The sequence below is a fragment of the Bradyrhizobium sp. UFLA03-84 genome (assembly GCF_002289535.1).
Taxonomy (GTDB): Bacteria; Pseudomonadota; Alphaproteobacteria; order Rhizobiales; family Xanthobacteraceae; genus Bradyrhizobium; species Bradyrhizobium viridifuturi.
In genome coordinates, this window is record NZ_NSJY01000019.1 from 242,425 (window position 1) to 255,291 (window position 12,867).

Consider the following 12,867-nt stretch of genomic DNA (forward strand, 5'->3'; position numbering starts at 1 on the left):
TCAGTTCACCGCCTGCGCCTCCGGAAATTTCCATTTGCCGTTCAGGATTTCCGCACGCGGCCGGTAGAGCCGGACGGTGTAGTTCCAGCCTTTGGTGATCGGCAGGCAGTTTGGGACCTTGCCGTCACAGCCTCCGAACTGGATCGCGATGGAGCCGTCAGGGCCCCTCGTGCCGGTGATGTTGTTCAGCGTATAGGCGTCGGCGGAATTCTTCTCGAAATATCCCTTGGCGTTGTAGACGCTGATCGACCAGAACGCTTCGACCGGAACATCGCGGACGGTAAGCTTGTAGACCGTCGTGCCATCGTTCCTGGTCGGCGTGACGCTCAGATAGGTGGCGTCCTTGTCGGGATTGCCGCCCCAACCGGCTGCAGTGCCGATCAAGTGCCTGACGGGATCGACCTGCCCCTTGGGTCCGAAGGCGTGGGCGAAGCCGCCGGTATGATCGTTCAGCGCCAGCAGCGCATCGCGAATGGCCTTCTGGCTGGCTGGGTCCCAGTTCGGAAGCTCGAGCTTGCCGGTCGCCTTCTGGCTGACCTTGATGGCATCCTGCAGCGCGTGCACTTGCGCGAGGTCCTTGGTGTCGTTCGGATCGACCAGCGTTCGAATCCCGACGACTGCATAGCGCGTGCCGACGTTGTCGCGCGTCAGGGTGCGTTTGCCGGCGCCATAGTACACGGCCGGCACATAATGATCCTCGCTGATCACCTGCAGCGACATGAAGCGCTTGCCCGGATCCGGCATCGTGATGGTCACCGGCCCGGCATCGAGATCGAACACCCCTGACGTATAGAGCGTGTCGCGGTTGAGCCGGATCACGGTCTGATTGTCGATGCTGGCCGGCTCGCGGCGATGCTCGAGCTTTCCGAGGCCCACGCCCTTGGCGAGGTTGCCCAGATAAAGATCGGACTCGGCGCGGGCGAAGTTGTCGACCGTGACAGGCACTGGTGATTGCGCCCGTGCTGCGCCAATCGCGAGCAGGCTCGCGGTGAAAAGCGCTGCTGAAGTTCCTTTCATCGTCGTCATCTCGATCAATTCACCTTCTGCACTGCGGGCGGCGTCCATGTGCCGCCGGTGATGGCCGCCTTCGGCCAGTAAGCGCGAACGTAGAGGGAGAAGTCGCCATCCTTCGGCGCCGGCAGCCAGTTGGCTTGCTTGTCCTTATCCGGGGACGACGCCTGCACATAAAGGGTCAGGGAGCCGTCGCTATTGTACTTGAGCGATTTGTTCTTGGTGCCGAGCGAGTAACGGTCGAGCTCGTTCGGGGCGAAGAAATGATGCTCATTGTAGAGCGTCAACGACCAGAAGCCGTCGACCGGAGGTGTCTGATCCTTGGCGAAGGTGACCGCATAACTGTTCTTTCCGTTCAGCCTGTCGCCGGCAGCGTCGAGGTCCTGATAGAAGTACTTGGTCTCGTTGGGGAAGTTGACGAGGATGTTGGACCTCGCGACCGCGGTGCGGGTAAAGTAGTCGGTACCGAACGCGGCTTCGTTGGAAATCGTGCTCCAGTTGTGCGGAAGCTGCTCGCCATAGTTCCGGAACTGCAGCAGCGGCGTGACGAGCTTCTCCTCGGCTTCTTTCGCGCCTTCGACAAGGGCGGCCTTGATCCTGGGATTGTCCTTCGCTGCATTGACGACGGCCAGCATCTGGCCGTAGCGGGATTCTTCTCCCGGCAAGGGAGGCGCATCGGCGAGAATGGCGGGCAATTCATCGAAGAACTTTTCCGGGAAGACGAAGCGCGTCTCGGCCGCGCCCTCTTCCCCGGACGGAAGCACCTTCATCTTGCTCCAGTCGGCGCTCTTCATCACGCCGTCGTATTGCGACAGCGGGTACATCATCACCAGCTTCAGGACGGGCTGGATGGCTTTCCTGTCCTCGGCCGTGTCGTCCTGAAAAATTCTTGGAGCGACGAAGCCGGTATCGGTCGGTGAACGGAATACCTTGGTGATGCCGCGCGGGACCTCACCCTTCCAGTTCGGGCCCACCAGGAGATAGAACCCCGGTGTCGTCGCATACATCTTGCCGAGTTGAACAAAGCTGTCGGTTCTCAGATCAACCATCTGATAGACCCAGAAGCGATCGCCGAAATCGGGGACCTGAACAACCACCGGCTCGATGTCGAGTGCCAGCGAGCCGCGCCCCATAGACCACATCCTGATTGGGGCACGCGACGAGCCGTTCGTCGGGCGTGATGCAATTCGTCAACATCGCAACGGTGTTAAGCGGAGCGATCGGGACAGGACCCGACATCATCGGCTCCTTGACGTCCTTGAACGAGACGCGGCGATTGAAAATGTTCGCCATCGGCCAGCCCCAGAAGTAGGCATCTTTGCCGACATGCCTTGCATAATCCTCCGTGATCTTCACTCGCGTGTCTGGGCCCATGGGCATGGCACGCGCCCAGCTCGGCGAGAGCGGCAGCGGTTGGGGATTCAGTTGGTCAGCCATAGCGAGCGTCACCTGAGACGCCGTCCCGAGAAGCAGCATGGTGAGCAGAAATCGGATCTTCACCGAACATCCCCTTGTTGCATCAACAACTGATTCTCGCCCTTCACTTCGTTGAACCGCCGACGGTGGTGGCGATCCGTTCTACATCGGGCAGCTTCCAGCCGTGATCGAACAACGGCTTCTCCGGACCGTAGAGGCGGAACAGCAATTCGAACTTGCGACTCGGATCGGTCGGCACCCAATTGGCTTCCCTGCCCTCAGGCGCCTTGGGGCCGAAAAAGACGTCGACCGAGCCGTCGGCATTCTTCTGGATGCCGTCGCTGATCGAGGCGCGGCTCGCACGCGGCATGTTGCGGACCAATGCGTGGGTCTCGCGGTCGTAGACGGTCGCCGACCAGTATTGCTTGACGGGCGCGTCGGCCGGTACGGTGAGGCGATAGGTGATGCCACCGTCGAGCGGCTGGCCGTCTTTGTCCTTGCTGACCATCAGATAGAACTGCGCGGTTCCGATCCGCTTGATGCCGGTGAAGCCGAGCGTGTAGGTCACCCCGCGCACGTCTACCGGATAGACATCGGGATCGGCGTAGCCGCCCTGCGCCGCTTTCACCATCTCCGGCATCGCCGCCGGAAACCAGCGGATGCCCGGATTGATGACCGGGAAGCCGGCGTCGTAGCGCTGCGACAGGAGCGCGTGGGCTTCGCGCGCAGCCTGCGCAAGGATATCCTCGGTCTTGCGGTCCGGATTGTACGGCTTGCCCTTCTCGATGCCGATCGTCTTGAGCTGATCGATCATCACCCGGTCACGGTCGAGCCACGGCTCATTCTGCACCACGCGATCGAGATTGCGGTAGAAGCGGGCATCATACGGGATCGTCGCGTCGAACAGGACGTCGTAGGCATCGGTGAAATTGGTCGGCGGCGGACTGGCGGCCTGCGCTAGCGGATAGATCCTGATTTGCTTGCCATAGGCGACCGACTTGGCGATGTCGGCGTCCTTGTGACTGGCAAGGCTGGAGCGCAACAGCGCAAAGCCACTGAGCGTGTCTGATTGCAGCGCCAACGCGCCGGCCGGCAGTTCGCCCTTGTACCCGGGCGGCAGGATCACGTATTTGCCGCCCTGCCCCTTGTCGGCGCCTTCGGGACCGGCGTCTTCCAGCGGCATCTGCCATGCGGTGACGATGTTTCCGGCGATCGATCCGCCCTGAGCGGGCGGAATCTCGATCACGATAGGACCGTCCTTCACGTTCCAGAATGACATGAAGTAGATCGAGTCCGGATTGGGCGTCAGCGTCTGGTTCTTCCAGTTCACCGGCTTCGACCAGTAGACGATCTCGTTTACCTTGGCCTTGGTGCTCGTGAGCATCGCCTGCAGCATCAGGTCGGTGTTGACGGCGGGCATCGCCCAGATCACGGCTTCGACCGCGCGGCGCTGAATGTTGCGCGCGGCAAGCTCTTCCGCCGATGGCGTCTGTGCGCGCGCCGCAGTAGCCGCCAGCATCATGACGAGGGCTCCGAGGATCTTCCTTCTCATGCTGGCTCCCTCTCAGAACGGATTGACATAGTTTACGATCGCAACCTGCCGCAGGATCACGCGGCGCACGACGTGGGTCGGTCTCAGGTGGTCGGTGTAGATCGCCGCCGTGCCGCTCGAGCCGGCAGGCAAGCGGCTGGCGAAGGCGGCATCATCGAGCCTGACGCGCACGACGAACGGCACCGCCTCGATCGCCTTCGGCGCAACGGCCGTTCCCGAGGTCGTAACCTGGCCGGTCGCCACCGCCTGCAACACGCTCTCGACCTTTCCGGTGTAGATCTGTCCGGGCGCGAACTTGAAGGTCACCTCGACCTCCTGCCCGGGCGCGACATAGCGCGCATCGATCTGGTTGATCTCGACGCCGATGATGGTGTTCGAGGTATCGATGAACGCCATCACCGGCGACAGCGGCAGGTTCGCCACCCGCGCGCCCTTGCGCAGCGCAACGTTGGTGACGTAGCCGTCGCCCGGCGCGCGGACTATTGTCTTGTCGCTATTCCATTGCGCGGCCTCGAGCTGGCCGCTGAGCTGGTCGACCTCGGACTGGCGCTGCTCGACGTCGAAGCCGCGCCCGGCGTCGCGTTCATAGAGCGTCGTCATCTGCGCAAGCCGCGTCTTCGACAGATTCAGCTGCGCCGTGATCGCCTTGACCTGCGCATCAAACGGCGTCGGATCGATCTTGAAGAGGACGTCGCCGGCCTTGAGCGGCGCGTTGGCGGCGACGGGCACCTCGCTAACCTCGCCCGCGACGTCAGGCACGATCGAGACCGCGTTGCGCACCACCAGCGCGGGGCCCTGCGGCGCGCCCCAGCCCATCGGCACCAAGAGGCCGAACAGCAGCAGCACCAGCACGATGAAGGGCGACGCCTTCCAGAACAGGTTGAAGCGCACGATCCTGAAGTGCACCAGCAGGAACAGCAGCACCAGATAGGTGTTGAAGATCGCGACACCCATCACGCATCTCCCACCCGGCGCGGCGCCGGCACATCGACATAGGCCCAGACGAAGGCGACCGGCCACAGCGCGAAGCCGCAGATCAGGGTGATCCAGCCGGCGACCATCACCGCCTGCGCATAGGGGTGGTTGCGCGTCTTCGCGATATGCCCGGGCAGCCAGCCGGCGATGCAGAACACGCCGATCGAGCTGGCGATCAGGACGACAAGCACGATCCAGGCGAAGACGTCGTAGCCGCTCATCGCTTGACCTCCCCGGCTGCGACCAAGGGTGGAAAGACCTCGTTCCAGTCCTGCTTCATGTCGACAACGGTCCAGTCGCCCGCGGATGCCGCATCGAGCGCCTTGTCGAGCCTGCCGATCTTCGAATCCCGATCGTAGGCATATTCACGGACAGCGTCGGTATGATGCACGATGCCGGCGAAGCGCGCGCCCGAACCTGCGACGGTCCATTGCAGCATCTGCAGGTCGCCATCCGAATTGCCGAACGCGAAGATCGGACGGCGGCCGATGAATCGGTTGATGCCGACCGGCTTGCCTGGGCCGTCATCGATGAACTCGACCCCGGCTTCCTTGATCAGCTCCGGCTTGCCGTCAGCGCGGACGTCGAATTTGACCACGCCGGACGATCCGACCACCTGCTCCGGCGGGATGCCGTAGACCCGCTCCATCCACGGCCGCATGAACTCGACGCCGCCCCCGGAGACGACAAAGGTCTTGAAGCCGTTGGCCCTGAGATAGGCCAGCAGCTCCAGCATCGGCTGGTAGACGAGGCTGTCATAATGGCGGTTGAAGCGTGGATGCCTCGCGCTCGCGAGCCAGTCGCGCACCGAGCTTGCGAACGCATCCGTCGTCATGCCGGCATGGGTGGCCGCCATGATCTGCAGCAGTCCCTTCTCTCCCGTGGCCGCAAGCGCCTTGGTGTCCTTCTCCAGAAGCGCCTTGAACGGCTGCCGCGTCTGCCAATCCGGATGCTCCGGCGCCATTGCCCTGACCCGATCGATCGCGAAGGCAAGCTGGAAATAGAACGGCCGCTCGGTCCACAGCGTGCCGTCATTGTCGAAGGTGGCGATGCGCTCGGCCGCCGGCACGAAGTCCGGGCCGCCCTGCTTCGTCACGCGCGCGACGAAATCGGTGATGGCCCGCTTGGGGGCGCCGTCGTTCCAGGACGGTAACGGGTCCGTCTGAGCCAACGCGCCCGCGAGGCCTCCGATCGCAAGAACGATCGCCAGCGCCGGAGCCAGGACATATCGGACCGCGGATCGCAAGTTGACCTCCGGGTTTGGAGTTTGCATCGGCCGGCGGACGTGCCGGCCGATGCAAGGGATCGCTATCTTGACCTCTGCTGAATCTGCTGATCGATCATCGTCCGCAGGTTGGCGCGAATGCGGTCAATGCTCTGCTGACGCGTCGCCTGCTTGGCGCGCTCCTCCTTGATGCCGTCGGTGACTTCGCCAATGATGGTGGACGGATTGAAGCTCGGCGGGAACGATCGTGGCGGAAATTCCTTGAGGCTGACGGCGAACACCGCCACCTCATCGATCATGCCGTAGACGCCGCCGACGTGATTGATGAACCAGTCCCAGTATGTATTCGACGTGATGTCGGCGCGCTCGAACGGGTCCTGGTACAGATTGAATATCTTCTGCATGCGCAGGTTGGTGAAGGGCTCGGCCCAGACACCCATGGTACCCTGCAGGCGCTGCTCGGCGAGGACGTATTTGTAGTCGCCGGCGCGGATACCCACCAGCATCCCGTCATCGTCCGAGTAGAAGAACGTGCTGCGCGCGCTCTTGGTCCCGTTGTTGTTGGCCGCCGTTCCGCTCACATTACGCAGGAATTGCGACTGGTCGTAACCGTCGAGATGGACCTTGTAGTTGATGCCATTCGCGGTGTAGCCGGCCTTCAGCTTGCTGACGATGTCGGGCTCGCCGGCGATCGCGCAGAAGGTCGGGATCCAGTCGTTGTGGCTCATCAGCTCGTTGGTGACGGTGCCGGGCTTGATCACGCCGGGCCAGCGCACCAGGCAGGGCACGCGGAACGCGCCTTCCCAGTTGGTGTTTTTCTCGGACCGGAACCAGGTCATGGCACCATCGGGCCAGGTATTCATGTGCGGCCCGTTGTCGGTCGAATACATCACGATGGTGTCGTTCGCGATCCCCATGTCGTCGAGCGCCTTCAGGAGCGATCCGACCGTGTCGTCATGCTCCTGCATGCCATCGATATATTCGCTGTCGCCGTGGGTATAGCGCCCGCGATGATCCTGGCGAACATGGGTGCGCAGATGCATGCGGGTTGCGTTGAACCAGCAGAAGAACGGCTTGCCCGCACCCTGCTGCCGCTTCATGAAGTCGATCGCCGCCGCCGACGTTTCATCGTCGATCGTCTCCATTCGCTTCTTGGTCAGTGCGCCGGTGTCCTCGATCGTCTGCTTGCCGATCTTGCCGAACCGGGGATCCTCGGTCGGATCGTCGCGATCCGTCGCCTTGCAGCGCAGGACGCCGCGCGGCCCGAACTTGGCGCGGTAGCCGGGATCCTTGGGATAGTCCGGCAGCTCCGGCTCCTCCTCGGCGTTGAGGTGATAGAGATTGCCGAAGAACTCGTCGAAGCCGTTCACGGTCGGCAGCGACTCGTTGCGGTCGCCGACATGGTTCTTGCCGAACTGGCCGGTGGCATAGCCGAGATTCTTGAGCAGACCGCCGACCGACGGATCGAGCTGGCTCATCCCCATCGGCGCGCCGGGATAGCCGACCTTGCTCAGTCCGGAGCGGATAATGTGCTGACCGGTGAGAAACGCCGAACGGCCCGCCGTGCAGGATTGCTCACCATAGTAGTGCTGGAACTTGATGCCCTCGCGCGCGAGGCGGTCGATGCTCGGCGTCTCATATCCCATCAGGCCGTTCGAATAGGCGCTGATGTTGGCGATGCCGATGTCGTCGCCCCAGATCACGAGGATATTCGGCTTGCGGCCGGATGAAGCTGCCGGTGCGGGGCTTGCCGCCGGCGCAGCCTTTTGTGCCTGCGCCAAGGCGTCTGATGTCAGCGCTGCCGCGGCTACGAGCGTGGACGTGCCCAGCAACAGATTGCGGCGGTCGATAGCCTGAGTCTTGCCGTTCGGCTTGTTGTCGTCGGCTTCGTTGCTCATATCAAACTCCCTACCTGCGCTTTGATGCGGCCCAGCCACTCGCTGGGCCGCTTCGTTTTCAGTTGTTGTTCGTTCCTCCGGTCGTCAGCTTGTCCATTACGTCGCCGACAGTGAAGCTCGCGGCCTTGGCACGAGGCGGAAACTCTTTGAAGCTTTCGATGTACTTGGCGACAATGGCCTGGGCCGGCACCAGGAGGAAAGCTCGGTGCGCGTGCCAGTCCGCGTAAAGGATGCTGGTAGGACCGCGCTCGAACGGATCGGCCCGAAGATTGTACAGCATCGGCGCGCGCAGCTTGGTGAACTGTCCCATCCAGGGTCCGAGCGGCGCCTTGGGGTTCGTGTCGGTGTGCTGCTCCATGAAGGTGATCTTCCACTCCTTGACGCGGAGTGCCATCAGGTCACCATCGTCGCTCCAGTAGAGGAATTCCCGCCGCGGCGATTCCTTCTCGTCGCCCTTGAGGAACGGAAGCAGATTGAATCCATCGAGGTGGACCTTGAAGCTTTTGCCGTTGAGCGTTGTACCCTTGGTGACCTTGTCGACCAGTTCCGGATCGCCGGCTGCCGCGGCGAAGGTCGGAATGAAGTCCTCATGCGCGCAGACGTCGTTGACGATCGTTCCCGGCTTGACGACCCCCGGCCATCGGATCAGGCAGGGAACGCGGAAAGCGCCTTCCCAATTGGTCGCCTTCTCGCCCTTGAACGGCGTTGTGCCGCCGTCCGGCCAGGTAAAAACTTCGGCGCCGTTGTCGGTGGTGTAGACCACGATCGTATTGTCAGCCGCGCCAAGGTCATCCAACAACTTGATGAGCTCGCCGACATGACTGTCGGTTTCGACCATGCCGTCCGGATAGAGGCCAAGGCCGGTCTTGCCCTGCGATTCCTTCTTCAAATGCGTGAAGATGTGCATCCGGGTCGTATTGAAGTAGCAGAACCATGGCGTGCCCGCGCGCTGCTGACGTCCGATGAAATCCTTTGCGGCGCCGAGGAATTCCGTATCGATGATTTCCATGCGCTTGGTGTCGAGCGGACCGGTGTTCTCGATCACCTGCTTACCGACACGACCGTAGGCGGGGTCTTCAGTAGGGTCGTCTCGATCGCTCGCCTTGCACTTCAACACCCCGCGCGGCCCGAACTTGGCACGAAAGCGCGGATCCTTCGGGTAGTCCGGGTTCTCCGGCTCCTCCTCGGCGTTGAGGTGATAGAGATTGCCGAAAAACTCATCAAAGCCGTGCACGGTCGGCAGATGCTCGTTGCGATCGCCGAGATGGTTCTTGCCGAACTGCCCCGTCGCATAACCGAATGTCTTCAGAACATCGGCGACGCTAGGGTCGAGCGGTCCGAGCCCGAGCGTGGCGCCGGGCAAGCCAACCTTGGTCAGCCCGGTGCGGATCGGCGATTGCCCGGTGATGAACGCTGCGCGACCTGCGGTGCAGCTCTGCTGGCCGTACCAATCGGTGAAGATCGCGCCCTCCCTTCCGATGCGGTCGATATTGGGCGTGCGATAGCCCATGATGCCCATGTTGTAGGCCGAGACGTTGAACCATCCGATATCGTCGCCCATGATGAAGAGGATATTCGGCTTGCGGCCGGATGGCGCTGAAGGCGCGGGACTTGCGGCCGGCGCGGCCTTCTGCGCCTGCGCCAAGGCGTCTGATGTCAGCGCTGCGGCGGCTACGAGCGTGGACGTGCCCAGCAACAGATTGCGGCGGTCGATAGGCTGGGTCTTGCCGTTCTGCTTGTTGTCTTTGGCTTCGTCACTCATCTCGAACTCCTACATTGAGAGGCCTTCACGTCGGTGGGTGAGAAACGGCGGGGGATGACCGCACCACGCAGCGGAAGCCGACATGGCTGGTCGAGGTGTCGACCGGCTCGGCGTGACGGGCGGCGGGGCGATAGCGGCGACAGTAATTCGGCGCGCAGAGATGCGAGCCGCCCTTCAGCACCTTGCGCGGAATCCTGATTGCGGGCTGGGAGGAATCGTAGCTCGCCTCCTCGCGGCCGCCGCGCGGGTTCTGCGGGATACAGCAGGGCTTGTTGGCGTCGGCCTCGTGGCGGGCGGACCACCAGTCGGCGGTCCACTCCCAGACATTGCCGATCATGTCGTAGACGCCATAGCCGTTCGGCGGGAACGCGGTCACCGGCGAGGTCCGGTCGAAGCCGTCCTCGCAGAGATTCTGTAGCGGGAAATTGCCCTGCCAGGTGTTGGCCATGTGCTTGCCGCCAGGCGTCAGGGCGTTGCCCCAGGCGTACTCCTCGCCTTCGAGCCCGCCGCGCGCCGCGAACTCCCACTCGGCTTCGGTCGGAAGCTCCTTGCCGGCCCATTTGGCGTAGGCGAGCGCGTCGGCATAGGCGACGTGGACGACCGGATGGCTGCCGAGCACGTTGATGTTGCTGCGCGGACCGTAGGGACGACGCCAACTCGCGCCCTTCATGAAGGTCCACCATTGGCTCCAGTCGCGCAGCGTGCTGACCCGGCGCGGCGGCTGAAACACCAGCGAGCCGGCGTACAGCATCTCCGGCAGCGCGCCGGGATATTGCGCGGGGTCGGGCGGCTGCTCGGCGATCGTGACGTGACCGGTCTCGCGCACGAATTCGCGGAATTGCGCGTTGGTCACCGGCGTGCGGTCGATCCAGAAGCCATCGACCGACGCCCGATGCGACGGCGCTTCCTCGGGATAATGATGGTCCGAGCCCATGCGGAATGTGCCGCCGGGAATCCACACCATGTCGCCCTCGGTCTGGACGCCGTCATCCGGCTCTGGCTCGGCGGAGAAGATATCTGCGCGGAACATGACGCTGCACCCGTTCGCGTACTACCGCGGGCAATAGTCCCAGAAGCCCTGTGTTTTCGATGGATCGGTGTAGTACCAGCACATGCCCGCTGCCGGCGGCGCGCCGGCCCAGGCAGCTGCGCTCGCCGCCGTCACGAAGCCGACCGCAGCACCGGCCGCGATCGCGCCGCCGACCGGCCAGCCGTACCAGCCGGGCCGCACCCAGCCTCCCGGCCGCGGTCCCGGGATCGGCCGTGGTCCGACCCAACGCGTGCCGCCGCCGTGCCAGCCGGGCCGAACGCCCGGGCGCACCACCGTCCGGCTGCGATAGGCCACCGCCCCGCCACGCGGACCGACCGCGACGCCGCCGCGGTGTACGACCGCGCGCACCTGCACAACGTCGCCGCTCGCCTGTTGTTTGAGGATCGGCAGCGAAGCGGAGGAACCGATGTTGAGCGCCGATGCCGGACCTGCCTGTGCCGCAAGCGCGGTGATTCCAAACACCGCCGCGCGGAAAATCTTGCTGAAGATCGCAGCTTCTCGTTGTTGTTGCTCTTGGTGACCGAACTTCATGCTTGATCGCATTGTCGCGCCCTTCCAATTTTCTGTGCTGCTCGCTTCGGCAGCATTGATCCGTCAGGCCTTCTTCCCTTTCTCTTCTGTCGTCGTCTATGTGCACCTTTACGTGCACAGCCGTTCTCACGGCGCGTGAACGGTTCCACCGGACGTTGTCACGAGCTGATTTCGCTTCGAGATCAAACGATAGCGCAACGCGCCTTACGTGTGATGTGCAGTCTGTGCCAATCTCAGGTACGCGGCGTGCAGCCTTAACGAAAACTGTCCCAACTCCGTCAATCCGATGCTGACGCCGGAATTGCTTTCTCGAAAAAACAAGCGAAAATCCGCGGCATTGCGAATTCACATCTCGATCTCGCCATGCGAATCAAACCAACATTGGCAATGTTGTCGCGCGGCACAAGTTCGTACTGACTTCAAGCACTTGGCCTCAGTGGACCGATCGCGCTATAGTTGTGAACGTGGATATGGGCAAGCACCTCTCGGTTAGCACCGGCGAGCTTGACGGCTTCGAAGGACTCCACGACGCCGTCAAAGGTTCGCATGTCGAAGTCATGCAGCTCGAGCGCGGCAAGCTGCGCGGCACTTTGTCCCACGTCGGGATCGGCGATTTTTCGCTCAGCATCGGCGCGTTCAATGTCGGGGTCCGCACCCAGCGCACGTCCGCCGACGACAAGCTGATCATCGGCATGCTGCTTCATGCGACCGACCGCGTCACCCATTGGGCGTTCGACATGCAGCCGGCCGACGTGCTGGTGATCCCTCCGTCGGTCGAGCATGACGGGGTGTTTCACCGGGCCTCGTCCTATGCGGCGATTCGCTTCGACATGGCCGATCTTCCCGACCTGTTCGGCGGCGAGCCGCGGCTCGCCGATGCCGCGACATGGCAGGCGAAGAACCACTTTCGCGCCGACCCCGCCATCGGCATGAGCGCCGCCGACCGGCTGCCGCAGATCATCGCGCATCTTGCCCGGTATCCGGACGCGCTGTCGGAGGCGTCGGCCGAATTCTGGAAGCGCGCGATCATCGACTGCGTGACCGCGACGGTCGTCACGTCGCTGCCGCCAGACGGAACGAGCTATCTGCCATCGGCGATGAAGCTGGTGCGCGACGTCGAGGACTATCTGCACGCCGCGGGCGCCCGCCCGGTCCATGTCTCGGAAATCTGCACCGAGCTCCGGCTGTCGCGGCGAAGCCTGCACCGCGCCTTCCACGAGGTGTTCGGCGTCGGCCCGGTGACGTTCCTGCGCTACAAGCGGCTCTGCATGATCCGTTCGATCCTGCGCGAAAGCAGGCCGGAGCAGACCACCGTTTCCAAGGTTGCGATCGAACAGGGCTTCATCGAGCTCGGGCGCTTCTCGCAGTACTACCGCGCGATGTTCGGAGAATACCCGTCGCAGACGCTTGGCTACGCCGGCTAGAACGAACCGGCCTCAGCGCCTG

General features: G+C 63.1%; 12 protein-coding genes. 2 read left to right on the top strand and 10 right to left on the bottom strand.

Going from position 1 to position 12,867, the window contains the following annotated elements; translation table 11 throughout:
* The 10 genes from CK489_RS38765 to CK489_RS42475 all read right to left on the bottom strand — a co-directional run bounded on the left by CK489_RS38765 (window position 1) and on the right by CK489_RS42475 (window position 11,421).
* Window positions 1-1,017 (bottom strand): DUF1254 domain-containing protein, encoded by a 1,017-nt coding sequence (locus CK489_RS38765; RefSeq protein WP_095736083.1) that lies wholly within the window; start codon window positions 1,015-1,017, stop codon window positions 1-3.
* Between the two features lie 14 nt (window positions 1,018-1,031).
* A complete protein-coding gene (locus CK489_RS38770; RefSeq protein ID WP_245350720.1) occupies window positions 1,032-2,144 on the bottom strand; it encodes a DUF1254 domain-containing protein in 1,113 nt (370 codons plus the stop codon).
* Between the two features lie 407 nt (window positions 2,145-2,551).
* Complete coding sequence (locus tag CK489_RS38775) at window positions 2,552-3,979, bottom strand: DUF1254 domain-containing protein (protein WP_050626667.1); 1,428 nt, start codon at window positions 3,977-3,979, stop codon at window positions 2,552-2,554.
* A gap of 12 nt (window positions 3,980-3,991) precedes the next feature.
* Entirely contained in the window at window positions 3,992-4,933 is a 942-nt protein-coding gene (locus CK489_RS38780) for an HlyD family secretion protein (protein WP_095736013.1), read from the bottom strand.
* Window positions 4,933-5,175, bottom strand: coding sequence for a DUF3302 domain-containing protein (locus CK489_RS38785; RefSeq protein WP_095736014.1), 243 nt, complete (start codon window positions 5,173-5,175; stop codon window positions 4,933-4,935). Before CK489_RS38785 ends, CK489_RS38780 begins: the two co-directional genes overlap by 1 nt.
* On the bottom strand, window positions 5,172-6,227 hold the full coding sequence (locus tag CK489_RS38790) for an HAD family hydrolase (RefSeq protein ID WP_095736015.1): 1,056 nt from the start codon (window positions 6,225-6,227) through the stop codon (window positions 5,172-5,174). The genes CK489_RS38785 and CK489_RS38790 overlap by 4 nt, the downstream gene beginning before the upstream one ends.
* Before the next feature lie 35 nt (window positions 6,228-6,262).
* Window positions 6,263-8,077, bottom strand: coding sequence for a sulfatase-like hydrolase/transferase (locus CK489_RS38795; protein WP_095736016.1), 1,815 nt, complete (start codon window positions 8,075-8,077; stop codon window positions 6,263-6,265).
* Between the two features lie 58 nt (window positions 8,078-8,135).
* Window positions 8,136-9,839, bottom strand: a complete 1,704-nt coding sequence (locus CK489_RS38800) for an arylsulfatase (protein ID WP_095736017.1) — start codon at window positions 9,837-9,839, stop codon at window positions 8,136-8,138.
* Window positions 9,840-9,864: 25 nt separating this feature from the next.
* Window positions 9,865-10,869 carry a formylglycine-generating enzyme family protein gene (locus CK489_RS38805; RefSeq protein WP_050626662.1) on the bottom strand — a complete coding sequence of 335 codons (1,005 nt, stop codon included), beginning with the start codon at window positions 10,867-10,869 and terminating at the stop codon, window positions 9,865-9,867.
* A gap of 21 nt (window positions 10,870-10,890) precedes the next feature.
* The gene (locus tag CK489_RS42475; protein WP_245350724.1) at window positions 10,891-11,421 is read right to left on the bottom strand and encodes a hypothetical protein; all 531 of its coding nucleotides are present in this window, start codon (window positions 11,419-11,421) and stop codon (window positions 10,891-10,893) included.
* On the opposite strand from CK489_RS42475, the gene CK489_RS41615 reads away from it, so the two are divergent.
* Entirely contained in the window at window positions 11,420-11,560 is a 141-nt protein-coding gene (locus CK489_RS41615; protein WP_158226561.1) for a hypothetical protein, read from the top strand. The genes CK489_RS42475 and CK489_RS41615 overlap by 2 nt on opposite strands.
* Before the next feature lie 331 nt (window positions 11,561-11,891).
* Window positions 11,892-12,845: a helix-turn-helix domain-containing protein gene (locus CK489_RS38815; RefSeq protein WP_050626660.1), complete on the top strand. Its 954-nt coding sequence runs from the start codon at window positions 11,892-11,894 to the stop codon at window positions 12,843-12,845.
* Window positions 12,846-12,867: the final 22 nt, after the last annotated feature.